Here is a 23,226-nt window from a genome sequence, read left to right on the forward strand (position 1 = left end):
ACTATCGCAACATCGTTACATAAAAAAACACTGCCCTTTCGAACAGTGTTTCAAGTTAAATTAAGTATTGAAAAATCTATTTTACTTTTACAGGAATATCCCAGTTTTCCCAGCTTAGGGTGACATTGTCCTTGTTGATTTTATAAGTAAGTTTTTCTGTCAGCGAAGCCGATTTTTTAGGAGTCACTTTTACTCTCAACTGCTCTTGCTTCGCATCCATTTTATAAGCGCCCCATTGTTTCCATTCTTTATTGAAAATGATTGTCGCCGCGTCTTTTTCAGGAATTACGAAAAAAGCATATTTTCCTGCTGGCAATTTTTTTCCTTCTATAGTGATTTCCTTATCTGTTTCAAATGTAGTAGCTTCATTCGCTCCGGCACGCCATACTTCGCCATAAGGAACAAGTTCTCCCCAGATAGCTCTTCCTTTTACTGACGGGCTTCCGTAAGTAATTGTAATCGTAGCGCCGTTAATTTTTCCTGTCACTGTTTCAGCAGGACTCGCCTTTTTTTCTTGAGCATGTGCAAAAGCAGTCATGAATACTGCTACTAAAAATACTCCGATTTTTCTTTGTAATTTCATGGTCATTTTGTGTTGATTGTTAATTTGTTATGATTTTTGGTAAGTAAAGATACTTAAAGTAGTGTTTGTCTAATTTTCTATTATAATTCTTTTAAGAATTTTAACACAGAAAATAATATGTTTTTGGACATAATAAAAACCTTCTCTCTATTTTTGCAAATAAAAAGGTAAGGAAATGTTCTATATTGTCTTAAGCATCATTTGTAGTGTTTCTGTCGGCGCCCTGCTTAAATTTTCAAAAAGATATTCTTTTGATATCGTACAGGTCATAGCCGTAAATTATCTTTTTGCGCTTTTCTTGTGTTATTTTACATTTAATCCAGATGTTTCAGCTATTGGCAGTAGCTCCCCTTGGAAGATATACATTGGATTGGCTATTTTACTGCCTACAGTATTTTTGCTCCTGGCTACTTCTATAAAGCATATCGGAATTGTCAAGACCGATATTGCACAGAGAATGTCCTTATTCATACCCATCCTGGCGGCCTATTTCATTTTTAGAGAAGACTTTAGCAATCTGAAATTGATCGGTCTTGTCATCGGTTTTCCTGCCATATTTTTGACATTATCTAAAAAAAACAATACGGATTCTCAAGAAAACAAATGGATTTTCCCTGTATTAGTCTTGCTCGGTTTCGGGATTATTGACATCTTGTTCAAGCAAATTGCCTTGCAAAAAAATATTCCGTACACCACTTCCCTATTTGTAGTCTTTTGCGGTGCCTTAGTCTTGGCCTTATGCTTTTCGGTTTATTCCATTGTAATCAAAAAGAATAAAATACGTATACAAAATTTAATTATCGGAGCATTTTTAGGAATACTAAATTTTGGCAATATTTTGTTTTATCTCAAGGCGCATAAGGAATTTGCTGAAAATCCTTCCACTGTTTTCGCAGCCATGAATTTAGGCGTAATCGTTTTGGGAAGCTTAGTCGGAATCATAGCTTTTAAAGAAAAAGTCTCCCTGAAAAACTACATCGGTATCATCCTAGCTTTGGCGTCAATAGTCTTCATAACTCTGTCGCAATTACAGGCATCGTGATTTGCGAATAATTGCAGTATTTTTAAACTTCTTTTATTGCAAAGAATCGGAATAAAGTTTATTTTTACTATCATCTAGCTAACAAGATTTTATGAAAAACCCGATTGCGGAAAGGATTGTCGACTTTCTCAAGAATTATCCGCCTTTCAACAGCTTAAATTATCAAGAACTATTGCATATCGCTACAGAGGTACGCGTGCTTTATCTGGAAAAAAACAAGATTCTTTTTCAGATAGGCGATGTTTGCCATGATAGTTTTTATATTGTCGCCTCAGGCGCTATCGGACTTTCTGTCACTTCCGATGCAGAAGAAACTTTGATCGATAAATGTGACGAAGGTGATATTTTGGGCTTGCGTCCGTTTTTTGCAAAGAATAACTATCTCATGACGGCTAAAGCCCGTGAAGAAAGTATTGTTTATGCAATTCCGATTCATATTTTCCAGCCTTATGTGACGGCAAATCCTGATGTGCTGAGCTTTTTGCTAGAGAGCTTCGCATCCAATACGAGAAATCCTTACGACAAGGAACACCGTGGTAAATTGATTTCTGAAAATATTATTTATAAGGAACAGCAGGCCGACATACAATATTTCCAATCCATTCATTATTCTAAAGAACCAATTACTGCTGCTCCAGAAGCAATTGTAAGAGATATTGCCCAAATGATGACTGATAAGATGATTGGCAGCGTCATTATCACAAGCGACGGTTTTCCAATAGGCATTGTGACGGACAAAGACTTGCGTTCTAAAATCGCTACAGGACATTTTCAGATCACGACGACAGCTTCTAAGATCATGACTTCGCCTGTAATTACAGTTCCAGAAGACCTTTCTTTAGCAGAAGCGCAATTATACATGCTCAAGTATAATGTGGATTACCTATGCGTGACAGAAGATGGTTCGGATCGATCTTCGGTTCGAGGAATCATCTCAGAAAATGATTTGGTCGTGGCCCAAGCGAACAACCCAGGCGTATTGATCAAAGAAGTCAAGCGTGCTCAATCCGCTAAAGATTTGAAGCGTATCCGCGAAAAATTATCAGAACTGATACAGACTTCGATTACCAAAGACATTCCGCTTTCTCATATCATGAATATTTCCGGAGAGATTAACACGGCTATTACAAGACGCGCAATTGATCTTGCCATTTTGGAAATGGGCTCCCCTCCTGCCCGATTTGCGTGGCTGAGTATCGGAAGCCAAGGAAGAAAAGAACAGCTTTTATTGACCGACCAAGACAGCTTTCTAGTTTTTGAAGACGTTGCTCAAGATAAATACAGAGATGTAAAAGATTACTTTTTACGTCTGGCTAGAAGGACTACTTCTACTTTAGAAAAAGTAGGTTATTTCTTAAGCCCAGATGGTTCTGTAGCGAGTAATATGATGTGGTGTAAATCATTGACAGACTGGATAAAACAATACAACAATTGGATTAATACTCCAGGTGAAAATAGCGAAGCTATAAATAGTATTTTCTTTGATTATGAAATAGCTTTCGGAGAAACTTCTATCGAAGAAGCTATTACAGAAATTATCTTTAAAAATGTAAAAGGAAACAAACTTTTCTTTGACTATTTAGGAAATGATGCCTTGAAAAAACCGCCACCGCTAGGATTCTTCCGTCAGTTTTTAGTTGAAGAAGGGGGCGAAAATAAAGACACTTTTGATATCAAAACCAGAGCCTTAATGCCGCTGATTGATGCGGGCCGTCTGCTTATCTTACATCAGAATATAAAAGGCATCAATAACACCTATATGCGCTTCAAGCAATTGGCAATTGCCGATCCTAGAAACTCCGAGCTGTTTCTTAATTGTGCCGAGGCCTTTCTGACACTTTCCGAGTTCAGGACAGTAGAAGGCTTGAAAAATGACAGTTCAGGACAGTTTATAAATCTGGAAGAGCTTTCAAAAACTGATAAGGTAAAGCTGAAGAATTGTTTTATCCCTATAAAAGAAGTTCAAGAATTGATAAAGAGCCGATTCAAGCTCACCTATTTCTCATAATTATGCTGGATTGGTTAAAAATAAATAAAGATTACCCGCAATTCTGGAAAGACTATCTCGGAAAATTTGAGAATAAGTCCAGAAGATTTGTGGCTTTCAGTACAGAAACTACGGGCTTGGATGTAGAAAAAGACGTTATCCTTTCTATCGGAGCTGTGGGAATTGAGAATAATTCTATAGTGGTCAAAGACAGTTTTGAGGCACTAATCTTTCAAGAAAAGTTCAATCCCGAAGTAGCCATAAAAAACGGAATCTTAAAAGGTAGTCCTGAAGAAAAACATTCAGAAGCAGAAGCCATTGAAGCCTTTGTCAATTATTTAGGCAATGCTGTTTTGGTCGGACATCGCATTCATTTCGATATTGCGATGATCAACCAAGCTTTAGAAAAGCTGCATTGCGGAAAGCTTAAAAATGAAGCATTAGATGTAGAAGTCATGTTCCACAAATGGAAGCAATTGCCAGACGACAAGCAGTTTAGCTTAGATGAACTGAGTGCGTCGTTTAAGATTTCTAAAAGCGATAGGCATACTGCTTCTGGCGATGCTTTTATTATTTCGCTATTATTCCAAAGATTAAAACAACGCTTAGGGCTATAATTTTTTTTAAATTTCTTCTATTTCATGAACTATATTTTGTGCCTTGCTTTTGGCCAAATAGGTTATGTTTGTAAGATTCAAATTGCTTCTTCCCTAATTTTAAAATACGCAAATATTTTCCTGCTTCTGCTTTAATAAGTAACTTTGGCTTTTTCACGAGCTTAAAATTCCTCTAAAAACCAGAACTTATGCTTGAAATATCCACCGAAGAAAAACTCAAGGAACGCATCAAGGAGCTCAGCTGTCTTTATGATATCTCAAAGACGATAAGCGGTAACGTGACCTGTTCAGAAGCAATTTTAAAAGAAATTTGTAGCATCGTAAAGGTAGCTTGGAGGTTCAGCGAAGCCAGTATTGTTGAATTAAAACTCAATGATTTTTATTTCTGCACGTCAGATTTGCCAAAAGATTCTAATTTTCAAGCGAGTCCGGTTTTTATATTTGAAAAAGAATCGGGTTTTATAAAAGTGCATTATCCTTCAGATAGCACAACTTATTTTTTAGACGAAGAACAAAAGCTATTAGACAAAGTAGCGCTAGAAATAAGCGGTTTTGTTGAAAAAAATAGTATCAAAGAAAAAGAAAAACAACTTCAAAGAAGTGTGGAACGTATTGACCGTCTCTCCATTTTAGGAGAAATAACTGCAGGAATTGCTCACGAATTAAATACGCCTTTAGGAAATATTCTTGGATTTGCAGAATTGATCAATGAGCAAAATATAAACCGTCAGGTTTCGCAAGACGTTTCAAAAATCATCAATGCAGCAATTTATTCTAGAGAAATTGTCAAAAAACTAATGTTCTTTGCCTGCGAAATGCCCCAAAATATGGAAGTCGTTTCGATAAAACCAATCATTGTGGAAGCCTTGTCGCTGCTCGGTCCAAATTTCAGAAAAGCACATGCTTCCTATGAACTGATTTTTGACAATCCCGATTTAAAAGCACAGATTGATAATATCCAACTGACTCAAGTGCTGTTTAATATCTTAATCAATTCGATTTATGTAGCTCCAAATAATAGCCTCATAACCGTAAAAGTAACTTCAGATTCTGAAAATTTCTTTATTGAAATTGCCGACCAAGGTAGCGGTATTCCTGAAGAAATCAAATCCAAGATATTTGAGCCATTCTTTACCACAAAACCAATCGGTGAAGGTTCAGGCCTCGGATTAAGTGTTGTCCACGGAATTATCAAAAGCCACAAGGGCGATATCATTGCCATAGACAACCAGCCCACAGGCACTATTTTTCAAATAAGATTACCTTTAAATTCATAAAAATGCTGAAAAAAGAAAACATATTGATCGTTGATGATAATTATGATATGCTGGAATTATTGCAGCGTAATTTAAAGGCACAAAACTTTCATACGTATAAAGCTTCTTCCGTTTTGGAAGCTATTGATATTCTCAAAGTGGTTCCTATTGATTTGCTGATTACAGACCTCCAAATGCCGGGTTTAAACGGAATCGAACTGATTAAATTTGCTCAAGAACATTTTCCTAAAATTCCCAAACTGGTTATAACAGGATTTCCATCTGTTGATACTGCTGTAAACTCAGTAAAAGCGGGCGCTCTGGATTATTTGGTAAAACCATTTACGAGTGAAGAACTAAAAAAAGCAGTGCAAAATTCTTTTCAAGGAAAAATAAATACTAAAGCTAATTTTATTACTTCTGATTCAGACAAAAAAGTGACAAATTATGCAGGAATCGTCGGTGATTCTGAGCAATTTGAAAACTTAGTCGACGTCATTGAACGTGTAAAAAACAACAAAGCGACCGTTCTCATCCAAGGAGAAAGCGGTACGGGAAAAGAACTGATTGCAAGAGCGATTCATTTCAAAGGTGCTTTTGCTTCTAATCCTTTTGTTGCCGTAAACTGTGGCGGTATTCCAGAAAACCTGATGGAATCGGAATTATTTGGCTATGAAAAAGGAGCTTTTACAGGCGCCAACGAAACCAAAATAGGTCTGTTTCAAGCTGCAAATGGAGGAACTATTTTCTTAGACGAAATCGGAACTGCACCATTGGCAGTACAGACAAGGCTTTTAAGGGTCTTGCAGGAAAAAGAAGTCACAATGATTGGGTCTCAAAAAGCCCAAAAAATCGATCTAAGGATTATTTCTGCCACAAATAATGACCTTTACGGTATGGTTCAAAAAAGAAGTTTTCGTGAAGATTTATACTATCGATTAAATGTCGTTAGCATCGAGACAAAACCGCTACGGGAAAGAAAAAACGATATTTATCCCTTGATTACGATGTTCCTGAAAAAGTATGGCGCCGAATATGGAAAACCAAGCTGTACGATTTCAGATAAGGCCATCGAGATTTTGATTCGCCATTCTTGGCCAGGAAATGTACGTGAATTGGAAAATATCGTCCAAAGAATGATTATTATGAGCGATTCAGAAATTGATGTATCTGACATTCCTGACTATCTGAAATACCAGCATCCTACCGAAGACGATCTCCTAAAAACATTAAAAGATATTGAAAAAGAGCATATCTTAAAAGTACTTCATGCTGTCGGCGATAACAAGACAAAAGCGGCAGAAATCCTCCAGATCGACAGAAAAACGTTACGTCAAAAACTGCTTTAAAATCGAGTAATTCTTACCCGATTGATTCTTTTCTCTCCAGCATTTTTTTCTTTTGATTACTAATACATCATATAATCAATTGATTATCAATAAATATATAAATTCATTTTTACAATGGCATGCAGTTTGTCAATAGCATGGCACAATAAAAACTGAATACAATTATCATGTCAAAAAAACTACAGGATTCTTCTTTAAGACATCCTCCTAATGTTGCGCTTCCTATTATCACTTGTACAGAGAATATTTTCAACGGCATCAAATCATGCGGTCTAGAATTTTTACAGCATCAGGTAAAAATTGGGCTGTGCATCAACTGCGACAGAAATAATTACTGCATCTGGCAAGAAAACAAAAAAATATCCTGCGAACACTATCAATAAAATTATGATCACTATAAAAGAACCTGCGAAAAAAAGCATGTATGAAAATGTAATGGAACAGTTCAATAAGACGGCTGACGTTATCAATCTGAATCCTGATATCAGGAAGATTTTATCCATAACAAATAATGAAATTATTATCCACTTTCCTGTAAAAATGGACAATGGGAAAGTTGAAGTTTTTACCGGATACAGAGTACAGCATAATAATGCCCTCGGTCCATATAAAGGCGGCTTGAGATTCCACCCCACTATGGATGTGGATGATGCCAAAGCGCTGGCAATGTGGATGACTTGGAAAACTTCGTTGGCCGGATTGCCTTACGGAGGTGCCAAAGGCGGTATCCAGATCGATCCTAGAAATTATTCTCTTTCAGAATTAGAACGCATCACGCGCAGATTTACATACGCTTTAGGAGAAAATATCGGGCCAGAACTAGACATTCCTGCCCCAGATGTAAATACCAATGAGCAGACAATGGCTTGGATTGCAGATACCTATATGTCCACGAAATCGCCGTCCGAAAGATCCAACAACAAACACGTCGTAACCGGAAAACCTGTGGGTTCTGGAGGCTTAGAAGGCCGCGACCGTGCTACAGGATTCGGTGTTTACCTGACTTTAAAGCTTTTCTTTGAAAACAAAAAGGAATCTTTGTCTGAAAAAAAATTCATCGTGCAAGGATTTGGAAATGTAGGCTACTGGGTTTCTTACTTTTTAGAACAAGAAGGAGCTTTGCTTTTGGCTGTTCAAGATGCACATGCTACAATTATTAATGACGAAGGAATTTCTGTCCATGATTTATACGAACACTCTAAGCCCAGAAAAGGTTCCATTCAAGGCTTTTCAGGGGCAAAACAAATGGATCCTAAAGATTTCTTCGGTTTGGATTGCGATTTCATAATTCCTGCCGCTTTAGGAAATCAAATTACAGGTGCCAATGCGTATGATATCAAGGCAAAAGTAATTGCTGAAGGCGCCAACGGACCAACAGATAACGAAGGAGAAAGAATCTTATTAGAAAATGGTGTCACAATCATTCCAGATATATTATGCAACTCTGGAGGCGTTATCGGAAGTTATTTCGAATGGCTTCAAAACCGTAACGGCGAATTGTGGCCTTTGGATGAAGTAATGGCCAAGATTGAAAAAAAGCTGACGGAAAGTTATAAAAAAGTACAAAATACCGTCAATACAAGCCATGTAGATTGGAGAACCGCAGCTTATATCTTGGCTATTTCTAGAATTGAAACCGCTTATGTGCAACGTGGCATTTTCCCTTAATAGCAGAAAATAATTATGAAATACGAAGAAATAATCATTGAAAAAAGAGAATATGAATTGCTAAGACAGATTATCTCTAATGCAGATCATAATAAAGACAAAACCTATAAAGCTTCGATCGAAAAATTAACAGATGAACTCAAATCGGCAACGATTATCAATAATGAAAACATGCCGATAGAAGTTGTTCGATTTAATTCGATTGTAACGGTACAGATGCCTTTTGGCGAACCTAAAAGTTTCCAAATCGTGACGCCAGATAAAAGCGACATCTCAAAAAATAAGTTATCCATCCTAGCGCCTATGGGACTTGCTTTATTCGGATATGCTGTTTCTGATGAAATCATGTGGCAGTTTCCGTCTGGTATCAATGCTATCAAAATCTTGAACGTCGAACAGCCGGATGTTTTGCAAAAAGAATAGTTTTATGAAAAAAGAGGTAATCAAAGTACATCAGGACCAAGACGATCTACAGAAGTTTTTTATCAACAGAGATGTAGATCGATGGAACGATGAAGTGGCTATTATAGAAGAAGAAATTGTTTTATTTTCTAATTTGTTGGGCATCAAAAATGACAAATTATATTCCAATATTATGGAGAGAATGAACGAGTTTAAGCTCTATAATCTAGCTTTTCAAGAAGAATTAATCGCCTATGACCGAAAATTAGAAGTATTGAAAGAATGTGAAGACCTTCAATGTGAAACTTTTTTCCTGAACTCACATAATGAATTCAAAGAAAAAATTGAAGCTCATTTTTATCAATACAGAAATTTCAAAAAGACAGTCTTTTCTGTAATCAATAATAAATAGTTTTTAATTGAATTAAAGTAATTGAGAATATACATGATTATTAAGTAAATTCGTTTGAGACAATTACTTTTTTAAAACACCGGTTGGGTAAACCGGTGTTTTTATTTTATTGAATTTCTCCCAAAAGAATGCTCCAAACTTCCTTTCTTTTGCTTCCGAAAGATTTTTCTTCTGGATAAAAATATATCTTTTGCTGTACGTTTTTTTGCAATATTTCTTTATCTCGGGAAATTATCAACGCATACGAAGCTGTCCAAAAATTACTTGATGTTGCTTCTTTTTGAATATTTTGTAGTTGAAATTTTAGTCCTTTTGAAGCTATCTTTTCTAACAATTTCTCTATTGTAATTTTATCAGAAGTAAAGAAATCAGAAACCAAGACGTTTTCTTTAAATAAGGAAAAAATATTTTGTTTTACTTGTTTTTGTAAAGCTTCTGAAGAATTTTTAGCAGAATAGATTTCTAACAATTGATAAAAATCTTTCACTTTCAAAAAAGAATTTTCTTCATACGCTTCTAGAACTTTCACTGAAAAATTAGCTTTTATATCGTTTTTAATCATAGTGTTATTTGCCTCTTGCGCAACAAGGCAATTGCAAAAAAAGAAGGCTATAACGACAAAATATCTCATTGTTTGATTCTTATAAATTCTATTTTTCCTGCTTCATTGTTTTTTATTTCCAAAATCTGCATTTTTTTCAATGATTCGGTCGGAACAATTAGCTTTTCTGAAAATTCTTTTTTGTTGAAATACTCGATTCCCAAATCATTTTTGAGCATTACAATTACTTCTAAGTCTACGGATAAAATTTTATCTAATTGAATTTTTCTCGTTTCCCAATTTTTGATGTCTGATTTCATAAAAGCTTTGAGCATCATCGCATAATCATCCGGCTGTAATAAAATTTCGTTTTTTCCAGAAACCTTAGCGATTTCTACTTCTTGCTTTTTATAATAGGGGCTTTGAATAACAACTTTTGTTTTTTCATCTTTAAGCTCGACTTCTATTTCGGCATTTTGGATGGGAACTTCGATTTCTTTGTTATTTTCGATCGTATAGGCTTTTACTTCTTTTGTCGAAATAGTTTCATTTGTAAATTGATTCTTTAATTGGAACTTTTGAGTCGTTTTTTTCTTGGAATATAAAAGAAGTCCGGCAATAGTTAAAGCAACTACAATTCCAACGATGATAAAAGAATTTTTCTTGCTTTTTTTAGGCAGCTTTATTTTTTCTTTGAAAGCCACTTCCCTATTCTTGAAAACAAATTCATCCCAGCCAGAAAATCCAGAAAATTGGCTCAAGATATCTAACATATCTTTTCTAGGCAATTTTGAATTTAGCTCTGGTTTCAAATGAGTATAAATCCATTTTTCGCTGATGCTTTGCTTTGTTTTCTCGCTTATAGAATCAATCAGGTTCTGAATATCTTGTGAAGAAAAGCTTTTCCAATTTCCTTGAAAATAAGGGTACTGCTTCTGATAGGTCAAAAGCACTTCTTGTTTTAAAAATTGGAATAGTTCTAATTCGGACATCAATAAAAATAGGTTCAATGTAGTTTGAAAGATATAAAAATCTACTGTAAAACTACTGTAAAAGATTGTAAAAAGGTTACAGCCAAAGGAAAGTGGTTTTGCCAAACTTGATTTTAGATGTCGTTGTAATCTTGCGGCATAAACTTTAAATAACAATCAAGATGAAATTAAAAATCACTGCTGCTAGCCTTTTATTTTTTGGCATGGTCTATTCTCAACATGCAGCCAATCAGTTGTATGAGAATCAAAATTCCTATAATTATAAAAACGTAGGCATTGTTCAACAAAATGCAGGAAAGGTCGTCTACAATTCAGAAGGAGTTACGTATCAAATCAATATTTTGAATAATGTTGTGCCTGATTCTTATGTGGTTACTCTTGGACTTAACGAAGAATCCTTATCCGTAAAAGATTGCAATGCAAAGATTAATAAACGGTTGGATGGTTTTAAAAACGCCCTGAAAAAGATGGGAATTAAGGAAGATGAAATTTTTATAGATTTTATCTCTCAAACAAAAATTTACGACTACAAATCAACTTCAACATCGAATCAAGTTAATGTAAGTCAGGTCGATAAAGGATTTGAAATTAAAAAGAATATCATCATTAAGCTGAAAGAAATAAGCTTCTTTGACAAGGTGATTGATCTGGCTTCGGAACACGAAATTTATAATATCATAAAAGTAGATTATAAAAAAAACGATACCGAAAAAATCTATGATGAAATGCTTGTGCAGGCTAATGAGCTTTTAAAATCCAGAAGCAAAATTTATGATACATTCGCGAAAAGAGACTTTGAAGATGAACCGCAACTTTCGATCAATTTTTATAGCATCCAGCCTGGAAAACAGTACAAAAATTATACTGCCTTTGAAAGTTCCGATGTAAGCTATTATAACGACTATTACAATTCCAACAAAGTATTAGTGAGGCAAGAACAGCGAAAAAGCAAGACTTTTTATTATGATGGCATTGATCCTGACTCTTTTGACAAAGTCATGAATTCTGAGTCTCCGATTGTCAGTATCCAATATGTAATGGAATTTAGTATTACTTATAAAACGAAGAAAAAGGAGGAGAAAAAGGACAAAGACAAAAAAATATACCATATTATTACGCCTAATGGAGATATAAAAACATTAGATTTAAAAAACTAAATAAAAAAACAGCTTCAACCAATTTTGATTGAAGCTGTTCCAACAATTAAATATTTAAATCAAAATTATAATCTTCCGTTCTTGATTTCTTCAACGATTTCAGGATTCAGCAATGTTGATGTGTCGCCAAAATTAGAGAAGTCACCTTCGGCAATTTTTCGAAGAATTCTTCTCATGATTTTTCCAGAACGCGTTTTTGGCAGTCCAGAAACAAATTGAATTTTATCTAATTTTGCAATCGGTCCGATATGCCCCGAAATGTGCTGATTGATTTCATTTGCCAAATTGGCTCGGTCTCTCGACTCTCCGTATTCTTTCAAGATGATGAAGCCATACAAAGCATTTCCTTTGATATCATGCGGAAATCCTACAATAGCAGATTCAGCAACTGCCGGATGTTCGTTGATAGCATCTTCGATCGGTGCTGTTCCAAGGTTATGTCCGGAAACGATAACTACATCGTCTACACGACCCGTAATCCTGTAATAACCTACTTCGTCTCTTAAAGCACCATCGCCCGTGAAGTATTTCCCAGGGAAAGCGGTAAAATAAGTTTCTTTAAATCGCTGGTGATCACCCCAGATTGTTCGTGCCATTCCCGGCCATGGAAATTTGATACAAAGGCTTCCTACGACTTGGTTGTCTTCAATTTCATTACGCTTTTCATCCATCAGTACGGCTTGAACGCCAGGTAAAGGAAAAGTAGCATAGGTTGGTTTTGTTGGCGTTACAAAAGGCAATGGCGAAATCATGATACCTCCCGTTTCCGTCTGCCACCACGTATCAACAATCGGGCATCTTTTCTTTCCTACATGATTATTATACCAGTGCCAAGCTTCTTCATTGATAGGCTCCCCTACTGAACCGATAACTTTCAATGTAGACAAATCGTGTTTTTCCACCCATTCGCTATTTTCTTTAGCCAAAGAACGGATTGCCGTTGGTGCTGTATAAAATTGCGTAACTTTATGTTTGTCAATTACATCCCAGAATCGTCCGAAATCTGGATAAGAAGGAATTCCTTCAAAAATTACAGTAGTCGCACCATTTAATAACGGACCGTATAAAATATAAGAATGCCCTGTAATCCAGCCAATATCAGCGGTACACCAGTAGACATCATTCTCTTCATAATTGAAAATATTTTTGAATGTATAGGCCGTAAAAACCATATATCCGGCAGTAGTGTGCAGCATTCCTTTTGGCTTTCCTGTAGAACCTGAAGTATAAAGGATAAACAAAGGATCTTCTGCATCCATGATTTCAGCTACGTTGTTAGGAATAGCTTCTTCTAATAAAGGCTGCAGCCACAAATCGCGCCCTGTTTTCATGTTAATTTCAGCATGTGTTCTTTTTACGACAAGCACCTTTTCTACTGATGGGCATTTTTCAAGGGCTTCATCGATAATTCCTTTAAGATCAATTGATTTGTTTCCTCTATAACCGCCATCGGAAGTGATGACCATCTTACATTGCGAATCGTTAATTCTTGATGTAACCGCTGAAGCGGAAAATCCTGCAAAAACAACAGAATGTATTGCTCCTATTCGAGCACAAGCCAAAACAGAAACAGCCAATTCGGGAATCATAGGAAGGTAAATACAAACCCTGTCGCCTTTTTTGATGCCTTGCTCGCGAAGAACATTGGCCATCTTTGCAACTCTGTCGTATAATTCATTATAGCTAATGTGCTGTGCTTCTTCTTTCGGGTCATTTGGCTCGAAAATAATAGCTGTCTTATTGCCTCTTTTCGCCAAATGCCTGTCAATACAGTTTTTAGTAATATTAACTTTCGCGTTCAGAAACCATTTCACATCGGCCTCCTGCATGTCAAATTCCACCACCTTGTCCCATTTTTGGTACCAAGTGAAATTTTCATCCGCAATTTTATCCCAAAATTTTCTAGGTTCGCGGATGGATTTATTATAGTGCTTGAAATATTGTTCAAGATTTTTGACTTGATAATAGCTCATAATCGTAAGGGAATTATAATGTGTATTGAATAAATGTAAATATACTAAACATTGTCCTAACTGTATATGTATTTATGCAAAATAGATATACATGATTTTACTCTTTTTCAAGGAGCAAATTGACCTGCTCTACTAGTTTTTTGACAGAAAAAGGCTTGGTCATATAGAGATCGGCGCCAAGGGAAAGGCCTTTTTCAATGTCCTTTTCTTTATTTTTGGCAGAAAGAAAAATGACTTTGGTGTCTTTTAGTTTTTCTTCTCTTTTAATCTGTTCTAAAGTATTGTAGCCGTCAACATTCGGCATCATGATATCAAGGATGATAATATTAGGCTGGGCTGTCTGCAGGATGTCGAGAGCTTCTTGTCCGTCTCGGGCGATGAATACTTCAAAATTATTTTTCTTAAACGTATATTCTAGAGACATGACAATATTAGGCTCGTCATCTACAATCAATATTTTTTTCATGGCAATGGTTTTATTCTTTCGTGTATTTTGGAATCGTAAACAGTATTTTGGCTCCTGAATCTAATGCATTTTCAGCCCAAATCTTTCCTTGATGATGTTCGATTATTTTTTTGCAAATTGCTAGTCCTAAACCACTTCCGATAGGTTTCTTAATGTTTTGGTTTTGCGACTGATAGAACTTATCAAAGATGGCTTCGAAATCATTTTTGTCAATTCCTTTACCGTTGTCTGCTACAGCAACCTCAATATACTTTTCGTTTTCCTTGATAAAGATAGTAATTATTCCGTCTTGGTTCGGACAGAATTTGATGGCATTTGAAAGCAAATTATGTAGTACTTGTATAATCCGATCCTCGTCATAATACGCCTTGACGATATTTTTCTCCGAAACAATATCTACTTTGATATTCTTGTTCTCGATAAGCTGGTTCAACTGCTTTACCGTTTCAGAAATGGTATGGTAGATGTTATTACGCGTGACATAGATTTTCTGTTTTCCTGAATCAAATTTCTCCAAATCTAATATTTTGGAAATCAGTCTATTTAATCTGTCTGATTCCGAAATGATATTTTGAAGAAATTGCTTTCTCATTTCTTGCGGAATCTCGTCATCATCATGGAGAATCTCAGTTGCAGCTCGGATTGCGGTTATCGGCGTTCGCAATTCGTGCGAAATCGTATCCAAGAATTCATCTTTTTGCTTGTCTTTTATTACCAAGTTTTCATTGGCCATCTTTAACTGCGCGGTAATCGCTTTTAATTCACGTGATGTTTCGGTAAGTTTCTTGTTGATGATAATGTTTTCCTTCGATTCTTCTAAAATTTTTAGAACTTCGGGCAACGTAATTTTTTCCTCCTTGACCACGCTCGCAATCAATATTTTGGCAGAAGCTGTTCCGATATGTCCCGTCAATAGGTTTTCTGCAAACTTGATAAGCCTGGCATCTGCAAGTTCTTGATTTTTGTCGATGTTATATTTAAGGCTAAAAAGATTCAAAGCTCTCTTGGTACGTTCTTCGCCCAAAAAACGTTTTAATACTTTTTGAATATCGCTGATGTAAGCCGTTCCTTTCCAGATAAATGCATTCTCGTGCATCGTAATGTATTTGTCGATATCTACGAACATTTCGGCATAATTGCGTTCCCTATAATTGCCTTTAAAACTTACAGAAACTGCCAAATAAATCAAGCAGTTGAATAGTATGCTCCAGAACAAGGCTTGTGGTACTGGATCCAGATAGTCAATTCCGAATAATTGGAAGGGTTTTAATAACTCGATTCCGAAAAGACCATTGGTAATAAAACTGTTATCAAAATTGGTAATGCCTATGGCATACGGAACTAATAATGTGTAACCGCAGATAAAAAAACCAGCAATCATTCCGGCAATTGCTCCGTTTCTGGATCCTCTTCTCCACAAAATAGCGCCAAAAAATGCAGGTGCTAGCTGTGCAATGATTACAAAAGAAACCATTCCTATCGAAAACAGATTGTATTCCAGCACAAAAATCCTGTAAATAAAATAAGAAAGAATAATCAGCAGAAAAATACCGACTTTTCGAATCTGCACGATTTTTTTGGTATTTGTTTCTTGGGAACCGCTTTGCAATCGTCCTAAAAATCCATAGGGAATTAAAAGGTTGTTACTGAGCATCGTAGATAATCCTATGGAAGAAACTACAATCATGGAAATAGCAGCTGAAAATCCTCCAAGAAATACCAATATAGTTACGACTTGGTTATTAAAAAACTGCGGAATCAATAACGAATAAGTATCCGGATTGACTGTTTTTCCTTCAAAAAGAATATTGCCACCCCATGCCACAGGATAGACAAAAATATTGAACAGCAGCAAATACAGCGGGAAAAGCCATACGGCTGTTTTGATATGATTTTCACGATTATTTTCGACGACTGACATCTGAAACTGTCTCGGCAACAAGAAAATAGCAAAAAGCGAAAGCACACAAAGGAAAAACCAGTTAATGGCTTGCGGAATCCCTCCTATGGTGTTTTTTTCTTTAAAATTTTCCAAAACACTAGCTTGAGCATAAATATCTTCAAAACCATCAAACACGAAAAAAGTGACATAAATTCCCAGGAGAATAAAGAAGAAAAGTTTTAAGATAGATTCCATCGCAACAGCGGTCACGATACCTTTTCTTTTTTCAGAGGCATCAACATAGCGTGTCCCATAATAAGAAGCAAACAAAGCCAATGCTATTGCTACATAAGTAGTCGTATCGCTAAAAATATTTGACTGCGAAGAAGTCTTGCTTACGATATGAAAGGTCTCTGCAATGGCTTTTAATTGCAAAGCGATATAAGGCAGGATTCCAAAAATACTGATCAATGTTACCAATGCACCTAAAAAACGGCTGTTCCCGTAGCGTAGCGAAATAAAATCGGCAATGCTTGAAATCTTATTGACTTTTGAAATGCGGATGATTTTCCGAAGAATGATAATCCACGCAGGAATAATAATTATCGGTCCTACATAAATTGGAAGGTAATTCAATCCGGATGTAGCAGCAACTCCAATACTTCCGTAATATGTCCAGGCACTGCAATACACAGCGAGTGATAACGTGTAGACATATGGATTGTTAGTCCATTTTGTATTGCCTTTTTTCTCTGCCCAATGTGCAATCAAAAAGAGCAAGCCCAGATAGACCGAAAGAATTAGTAAAAGTCCGAAGCTACTCATAATATCTTTTGATTACGAGAAGAGAAATTAAAATCGAAAAAAGCCACAGAGAAAAAAAATAAATATAAATCAGAGGAATCCCTCCTATCGATGATGCGCTGTCAAACAACAGCATCAATGGCATGTTGAAGCCTAGCAACAGGATTAGCGAAACAATGATTAATTTTTGTTCGTGTCGTTTTTTCATACACAGGTAATGATAAAAAGCAATAGCCCTTGAGGAATCCCAAGAGCTATCGTCTTATTAAAAACTATTATTATTTTCTTTCGTCATATTCGCCAGTAAGGGCATAATACCCAAAAGTTCCCAGTCCCAATACAATCAATGGAGTCAGTACAAAAAGGATAATGATCCCGAATACCAAGTCTTCCTGCTTGCCAGAAACGAATTTAGGGTAGCCAAACTCAAAAATACAAAAATAAGCTGCGGCTGCGGCCAAGGCCAGCCATATTATTCCGAGAAATCTTTTTAATGCGTTCATATTTTTAGTTTTTTATTCGTTTTCGATATTATTTTTTCTTTTCAAGTAGACCATTCCGATACAGAAACTGATAGCAGCGATTACAATCGGATACCATAATCCTTCGAGATAAAATTGAGGATCGCCATTTTCTTTAGCATTGGTTACAAAGTAAGTCGATATGGCGGGAAGCAGTCCTCCAAAAATTCCGTTACCGATATGATACGGCAGCGACATCGACGTATATCGAATCTTCACAGGGAACATTTCTACCAAGAAAGCGGCAATCGGGCCATATACCATCGTCACAAAAATGACTTGTATAAAAATAAGGAAAATAAGCGTCCATTTGTCGGTATCATTAATGTTTACCGTGGTTTTTGTATCTGATTTCACAGCTCCCTTATCATCAAGAACAGGTTGTCCGTCATGAAGATGGATCGTTTTCACCTGAGTCCATTTGGTTCCGTCTGCAAATTCTTTGGTAGCGGTATAGATCGAATCCAATTGCTGATGGCTATTTTCTTTAGTTATGGCTACCAGCTTTGCTTTGTCGACAATTTCCGTCTTTAGGCTTACATCTGTCGTTTCATACATCATTTTGTAAATCGGTCTGTAAAGCAATATTGCACAGAGCATTCCCAACATCATGATGGCTTTTCGTCCTACTTTATCACTCAGCCAACCAAAGAACAAGAAGAAAGGCGTTCCGAATAATAAAGCCAGCCCCAGTAAACCATCGGCTTGCGAAGAATCAACAAACATTACCGTTTTCAAGAAACTCATGGCATAAAACTGTCCAGTATACCATACGACACCTTGTCCCATTGCTGCACCAAATAAGGCCAGTAAGACAAATTTCAGGTTGTATTTATTCCCAAAACTTTCTTTCAACGGATTGGTACTTGTTTTTCCTTCGGCTTTCGCTTTGGCAAAAACAGGCGACTCGTCCATTTTCTTTCTGATAATGTAAGAAACAAATACCATCAAGATAGATACCCAGAAAGGCACTCTCCAGCCCCATTCGTCAAATTGCTCCGGAGTCAATACGCTTCTTGTCAAAAGAATAACCATCAAGGAAATAAATAATCCGAAAGTTGCTGTAGTCTGAATCCAAGATGTCCAGTAGCCACGCTGACCCAGCGGTGAGTGTTCCGCCACATAAGTTGCCGCACCACCATATTCACCACCAAGCGCCAAGCCTTGCAACAGACGCAGTACCAATACTAAAAGCGGTGCCATAAAGCCGATACTTTCATAACTAGGAACGCAACCAATCAAGAAGGTAGCCCCTCCCATGAGCAAAAGCGTAACCATGAAAGTATATTTACGGCCGATCAAATCGCCCAATCGTCCAAAGAATAAAGCTCCAAAGGGACGCACTACGAAACCTGCAGCAAAAGTGGCTAATGTGGATAGAAAAGCAGCAGTGGGGTTGTCTGCGGGGAAGAATTTAGTAGAAATAACCACGGCTAGACTTCCAAAAATGTAGAAATCATACCATTCGATCAAGGTTCCCAGCGAGGAGGCTGTGATCACTTTCCAAATTCCTTTTGTAGATGTTGTACTCATATAAAAATAGTTTTTAGTTTTTATAAATAGATTTGCAATTGAACGATGAATTCGCCTTTCTGCCCGTCGATAGTATCAGGCGAAGTATAAACAGGTCGTGTAGAATATTGTGTGGTTACTTTTGCATGGTGTCCATCGATAAAGAAATTTGCTCCGATATCAAACTGACTGCTGGCTTTGTCTAAGGCTTCGAAATTTTTATAAGTATACGCTCCAAAAGGCTGGATTCTTACTTTTGGCTTTTCTTGCGCAGTCGGTAATAAAAAACCTGCTTGCGTATACCAGATATTTCCAGTTCCCATCATCGCTTGGAGATTTCCAGCACCGGCAAGCGCTCTGTCTCCAGTAAAATCTGGATCGGCAGAACCTACGTTCATAATACCTAAATTTCTGAGGTAATTTGGACCGAAGTCATAATTATAGAATACGCTATAAGCTGTCAACGCCATTTTGTTTTCTGGCTTACCTATCGGCATGTCAACAAATACATCAGCAGAAAGCAACGTAATATCGTGCTTATCAATATTTCCTGCTACAGAAGTCTGCGTAGCATCTGGAGCGTTGTAAAATCCTGCTCCTAAATTGAACACTTTTTTAGTTCCTAAATACGACCCTACTTTATACGGCAAAACATTCGACTCTGTATCTAGGAATTGATATTCAAAATAACCTGCTTTAGACCATTTGGTATTTCCGTTGTTATCTACGGCAACCGCTAAATCAGAAGTTGCTACGTCTACGGGAGCAATATTGGTCGCATACGGTTTGTTGTAGCTTACGCGGTACTCGAATTTGCCATATTTCCCTTTTGCGAAAAGTCCCATCTGACGGGCAAACTGATCTGAGTTTTCAATAAGCGGCCAGCTAAAAATAGGTGAATCGATAGTCAGAAAATTTAAAGTTGAAGCCATTGTCAGACGTGAAAGTCCCATGTAATAATGCAATCCTCCTCCAAGCGAAAGACTGAATTTTTTGTCAGCTTCTGGCAGTACTATCGCATATTCATTCCATGCGTCATGAAAAAATAATCCTGGCTTTTTGCCTTGTCCGTATCCTCCAGTTCCTGTAGTACCAGCTGCTCCTCCGTTAGTAAAAGTCTGGTTATTGATTCCGAAATGGGTCACGATCATATAGCGTTTTGAAAGTTGGGCTTGAAGTAGGATTCGAAGCCTGCGGTTTCCGATATCGGTACTGGTAGTTGCTTCTTCCCCATTAATCATCGTTCCGGGATTCATTTCTGAAGAACGAAACCAGATTTGGTTCCACGCCAATACTCTGAGGTATTTTGAGCCTTCCTCGTTCAGGTTGAATTTAAGACCACTACCATAATCGGGAGCGCCTTGCGAATAACCATTAAGGGAGGCCGATAAAACTACTGCAATCAAAAAAAATCGTTTCATAATCTAGTTAGTTTATTGTGTTAATACTTCGCTTATTGGAGTACCAAATTCAATAATTGAAACGATGAAAAAAATATAGATATATATAATTGTAAAATGGTATAGCTAATCCTTGAAACGTTCCCATTTTATGAGCATAAACTTATCCCCTAGTTCGGTAATAATCATTCCTGCACCTGACAATTGTTCTTTGTTTTTAAGAAACTCAACTAACTCTAAATGACTGTATATCTTATAAGTAGGATGGTAATCCGCATGAGATGGCTTTTTGACTTTAAACTCCTTGATCCAATTGCTGACGGTTACATGCGACACTCCTAGAATTCTTTCAATTTCCCTAAAACTTAGCCCTTCAAGATAGAGCTGAAGTGCCTTGGTAACATAGTAATTATCTATCTTTTTGCCAATCTTGTTGACTGTAAAATAATAATTACATTTTTTACATAAATACCGCTGTCTGTCTTTGATGACACCACTTTTTACAATTTCATTCCGTTGACATTTTGGGCAGGCTAAAATCTCCATGTATATAAATTTTGCATAAATATACTATTTTAGCAAATATCAATAAAGAATATGATTAAAAAATTAAAATATTTTTACACACTATATAATTTTATTCTGAATTTATTGATGATTCGTAAGCTTTTGCTCTCTTTCTGTATATTGAAGTTTTTGTAACAGAAAAACAAAAACTTTAGACCTTCAAAGGTTTTAAGAATTTAATAAGAAACAAACGAATATTGATGACTATCTTTGCATAAATCACATTCCAGAAATGCAAATTCGCAAAAAAGTAATTGGATTAAAATGGCTGAAGCTTGCCCTTGCCGCATCCTTAATAGGATTTCTTGCTTCTCTTCTTGCCATTTCATTGAAACACGTTACAGAGCATTATGAAGAAATTTTCTTCGGCAGGACAGAAAAAAACAATTTTCTGCTTTTGATACTTCCTTTTATAGGACTTTCTGTCATCTATTTTTTAAGGCTCTATTTATTCAAGAACAAAGAAAACAAAGGCATTAAGGAAGTTTTTGAAAGCACAAAGCCAGGCAAAAGCCTTCCTGCTTATAAAATTCCTTCCCATTTTATCAATGGTTTGATTACCGTCGCTTTTGGCGGCTCTACAGGTATCGAAGTTTCTACAGTCGTGGCTTCTGCAGCAGTAGGCTCGATTGCCCATTCCAAAGAAAGTTTTTTGAAGAAATACAAAACCGAATTAATTTGTGCTGGAGTAGCTGCTGGAGTGGCTGCCTTGTTTGCAAGTCCGATTGCCGGGCTTTTGTTTGCATATGAAGTCATCTCAAAAAAATTATCCAAGTCTTTTTTATTTGCAGTTGCTATAGCCGTGGGCGTTGCAGGATTGTTTTTATTCTTTTTAGACGAAAAACCGCTGTTTGCCGTAGGTCTTGAGCAATGGCATTACCATGCAATTCCTTATTTTATTTTGCTCGGAATTGTAGCAGGACTGAATTCTGTTTATCTTACAAAATGTGTACTCAAGATAAAATCCTTGTTTTTAAAAATACAAACGCCGTATTACAGAGTTGTACTTGGCGCAGTAATTGTCGGAATTGGATTATTTGCCTTCCCTCAATTATTTGGCGATGGCTATCATGCTGTAAAAGAAAATATTATAACATCCAATACGGCTATTCCCGCAGTTTCGATACTTCTGACATTGGCAGCATGTATACTGTTGAAACCTGTAATGACTTCTGTTACCTTGTCTTCTGGCGGCGATGGTGGCGTTTTTGCTCCTAGCATCTTTATCGGAGCCTTACTCGGATTGTTGTTTGCTTTTGTATCCAATCGTTTTTTTAATGCAGGTGTTATTCCGTTAAATTTTATGGTAATCGGAATGGCAGCCATGCTCAGTGCTAGCATTAGTGCTCCGTTTACGGCGTTATTTTTAGTGTGCGGACTCGTAGGAAGCTATGTCTTATTCTGGCCCATCCTAGCCGTGTCTTTAGTGTCTAGATACGTAGCTCAAAAGCTTTGTCCTTACACTGTATACACTTACGTCCAAAAAACCGCCTGATGCCGATTCGAAAGATAAAACGTACTTATCGCAAGACAAGATATGTCCTATACAAAGAAACTCTTGTCGATTTCAGGGAACATTTTTGGGCCTTCATAGGCTCGTTTGTCGGAATGGGACTGATCGCCTATCTACAATATAGCAAAATGAACGAGTCGGATTTTGTGTTCTTGATCGGTTCTTTCGGAGCTTCGTGCGTTTTAGTTTACGGAGTGATTCAGAGTCCATTGGCGCAACCTCGAAATTTAATCGGCGGACATGTGGTTTCTGCTCTGATTGGAGTCTCAGTCCAGAAATTGGTCCCTGATATTTTGTGGATTGCTGCTCCCCTGGCTGTCTCACTTTCGATAGTGTTCATGCAGATTACCAAAACATTACATCCTCCTGGAGGCGCTACGGCGTTAATTGCTGTTACAGGCGGTGCGCAGATCAAAGAGCTGGGATATATGTATGTCATTTCTCCTGTGCTTAGCGGTGCGCTTATTCTTTTAATTGTTGCACTGATTTTCAACAACCTGACGCCAAAAAGAAAATATCCTGCCGTTCCAATCCTTAGAAAGCGAAAAAGAAAAAAGCTCCCAAATTAGAGAGCTTTCTAGT

The 23,226-nt window shown here is 36.7% G+C and carries 22 protein-coding genes; 12 read left to right on the plus strand and 10 right to left on the minus strand.

Features of this window, described 5'->3' with window-relative positions:
* Positions 1–76: 76 nt before the first annotated feature.
* Positions 77–583, minus strand: a complete 507-nt coding sequence (locus OLM56_RS12155) for a DUF2911 domain-containing protein (protein ID WP_121377230.1) — start codon at positions 581–583, stop codon at positions 77–79.
* Between the two features lie 175 nt (positions 584–758).
* Here OLM56_RS12155 and OLM56_RS12160 point away from each other — a divergent pair, with 175 nt between their 5' ends.
* The 9 genes from OLM56_RS12160 (at position 759) to OLM56_RS12200 (ending at position 9,316) form a co-directional block, all read left to right on the plus strand.
* Positions 759–1,625: an EamA/RhaT family transporter gene (locus tag OLM56_RS12160; protein WP_264527144.1), complete on the plus strand. Its 867-nt coding sequence runs from the start codon at positions 759–761 to the stop codon at positions 1,623–1,625.
* A gap of 91 nt (positions 1,626–1,716) precedes the next feature.
* Positions 1,717–3,633: a DUF294 nucleotidyltransferase-like domain-containing protein gene (locus OLM56_RS12165; RefSeq protein WP_182494444.1), complete on the plus strand. Its 1,917-nt coding sequence runs from the start codon at positions 1,717–1,719 to the stop codon at positions 3,631–3,633.
* 2 nt (positions 3,634–3,635) lie between these two features.
* Positions 3,636–4,229 carry a PolC-type DNA polymerase III gene (locus OLM56_RS12170; protein ID WP_182494443.1) on the plus strand — a complete coding sequence of 198 codons (594 nt, stop codon included), beginning with the start codon at positions 3,636–3,638 and terminating at the stop codon, positions 4,227–4,229.
* A gap of 188 nt (positions 4,230–4,417) precedes the next feature.
* Positions 4,418–5,506, plus strand: a complete 1,089-nt coding sequence (locus tag OLM56_RS12175; protein WP_264527145.1) for a sensor histidine kinase — start codon at positions 4,418–4,420, stop codon at positions 5,504–5,506.
* Positions 5,507–5,508: 2 nt separating this feature from the next.
* Positions 5,509–6,834, plus strand: a complete 1,326-nt coding sequence (locus tag OLM56_RS12180) for a sigma-54-dependent transcriptional regulator (protein WP_264527146.1) — start codon at positions 5,509–5,511, stop codon at positions 6,832–6,834.
* Positions 6,835–7,001: 167 nt separating this feature from the next.
* Positions 7,002–7,217, plus strand: a complete 216-nt coding sequence (locus tag OLM56_RS12185) for a hypothetical protein (RefSeq protein ID WP_147406632.1) — start codon at positions 7,002–7,004, stop codon at positions 7,215–7,217.
* Between the two features lie 4 nt (positions 7,218–7,221).
* Positions 7,222–8,502: a Glu/Leu/Phe/Val family dehydrogenase gene (locus OLM56_RS12190; protein ID WP_264527147.1), complete on the plus strand. Its 1,281-nt coding sequence runs from the start codon at positions 7,222–7,224 to the stop codon at positions 8,500–8,502.
* Positions 8,503–8,517: 15 nt separating this feature from the next.
* Positions 8,518–8,925 (plus strand): GreA/GreB family elongation factor, encoded by a 408-nt coding sequence (locus OLM56_RS12195; RefSeq protein ID WP_264527148.1) that lies wholly within the window; start codon positions 8,518–8,520, stop codon positions 8,923–8,925.
* 4 nt (positions 8,926–8,929) lie between these two features.
* Positions 8,930–9,316, plus strand: coding sequence for a hypothetical protein (locus OLM56_RS12200; protein ID WP_121377040.1), 387 nt, complete (start codon positions 8,930–8,932; stop codon positions 9,314–9,316).
* A 106-nt stretch (positions 9,317–9,422) separates the two neighbouring features.
* Here OLM56_RS12200 and OLM56_RS12205 read toward each other — a convergent pair whose 3' ends face one another.
* Together OLM56_RS12205 and OLM56_RS12210 are read right to left on the minus strand one after the other, a co-directional pair.
* Positions 9,423–9,878, minus strand: coding sequence for a hypothetical protein (locus OLM56_RS12205; RefSeq protein WP_264527149.1), 456 nt, complete (start codon positions 9,876–9,878; stop codon positions 9,423–9,425).
* 65 nt (positions 9,879–9,943) lie between these two features.
* On the minus strand, positions 9,944–10,849 hold the full coding sequence (locus OLM56_RS12210; protein WP_264527150.1) for a hypothetical protein: 906 nt from the start codon (positions 10,847–10,849) through the stop codon (positions 9,944–9,946).
* A gap of 161 nt (positions 10,850–11,010) precedes the next feature.
* Between OLM56_RS12210 and OLM56_RS12215 the strand changes: the two genes are divergently transcribed.
* Positions 11,011–12,006 carry an SIMPL domain-containing protein gene (locus OLM56_RS12215; RefSeq protein ID WP_264527151.1) on the plus strand — a complete coding sequence of 332 codons (996 nt, stop codon included), beginning with the start codon at positions 11,011–11,013 and terminating at the stop codon, positions 12,004–12,006.
* A 65-nt stretch (positions 12,007–12,071) separates the two neighbouring features.
* On the opposite strand, the gene acs is transcribed toward OLM56_RS12215, so the two are convergent.
* The 7 genes from acs to OLM56_RS12255 all read right to left on the minus strand — a co-directional run bounded on the left by acs (position 12,072) and on the right by OLM56_RS12255 (position 21,110).
* Positions 12,072–13,979 carry an acetate--CoA ligase gene (gene acs, locus OLM56_RS12220; RefSeq protein WP_121377044.1) on the minus strand — a complete coding sequence of 636 codons (1,908 nt, stop codon included), beginning with the start codon at positions 13,977–13,979 and terminating at the stop codon, positions 12,072–12,074.
* A 97-nt stretch (positions 13,980–14,076) separates the two neighbouring features.
* Positions 14,077–14,445 carry a response regulator transcription factor gene (locus OLM56_RS12225; RefSeq protein ID WP_264527152.1) on the minus strand — a complete coding sequence of 123 codons (369 nt, stop codon included), beginning with the start codon at positions 14,443–14,445 and terminating at the stop codon, positions 14,077–14,079.
* A 10-nt stretch (positions 14,446–14,455) separates the two neighbouring features.
* Complete coding sequence (locus OLM56_RS12230; protein WP_121377046.1) at positions 14,456–17,152, minus strand: ATP-binding protein; 2,697 nt, start codon at positions 17,150–17,152, stop codon at positions 14,456–14,458.
* 257 nt (positions 17,153–17,409) lie between these two features.
* Entirely contained in the window at positions 17,410–17,634 is a 225-nt protein-coding gene (locus OLM56_RS12240; protein WP_182494434.1) for a DUF6814 family protein, read from the minus strand.
* A gap of 12 nt (positions 17,635–17,646) precedes the next feature.
* Positions 17,647–19,185 (minus strand): MFS transporter, encoded by a 1,539-nt coding sequence (locus tag OLM56_RS12245; RefSeq protein WP_182494433.1) that lies wholly within the window; start codon positions 19,183–19,185, stop codon positions 17,647–17,649.
* A gap of 20 nt (positions 19,186–19,205) precedes the next feature.
* The gene (locus OLM56_RS12250; protein ID WP_264527153.1) at positions 19,206–20,585 is read right to left on the minus strand and encodes a porin; all 1,380 of its coding nucleotides are present in this window, start codon (positions 20,583–20,585) and stop codon (positions 19,206–19,208) included.
* A 105-nt stretch (positions 20,586–20,690) separates the two neighbouring features.
* The gene (locus tag OLM56_RS12255; protein ID WP_121377051.1) at positions 20,691–21,110 is read right to left on the minus strand and encodes a helix-turn-helix domain-containing protein; all 420 of its coding nucleotides are present in this window, start codon (positions 21,108–21,110) and stop codon (positions 20,691–20,693) included.
* Positions 21,111–21,363: 253 nt separating this feature from the next.
* Between OLM56_RS12255 and OLM56_RS12260 the strand changes: the two genes are divergently transcribed.
* Both OLM56_RS12260 and OLM56_RS12265 read left to right on the plus strand, forming a co-directional pair.
* Positions 21,364–22,626, plus strand: coding sequence for a chloride channel protein (locus OLM56_RS12260; RefSeq protein ID WP_264527154.1), 1,263 nt, complete (start codon positions 21,364–21,366; stop codon positions 22,624–22,626).
* Positions 22,626–23,213, plus strand: coding sequence for an HPP family protein (locus OLM56_RS12265; protein WP_264527155.1), 588 nt, complete (start codon positions 22,626–22,628; stop codon positions 23,211–23,213). The genes OLM56_RS12260 and OLM56_RS12265 overlap by 1 nt, the downstream gene beginning before the upstream one ends.
* Positions 23,214–23,226 lie beyond the last annotated feature (13 nt).

Origin of the sequence: Flavobacterium sp. N2550, assembly GCF_025947265.1 — a bacterium.
In the GTDB taxonomy this organism is placed as follows: Bacteria; Bacteroidota; Bacteroidia; order Flavobacteriales; family Flavobacteriaceae; genus Flavobacterium; species Flavobacterium endophyticum.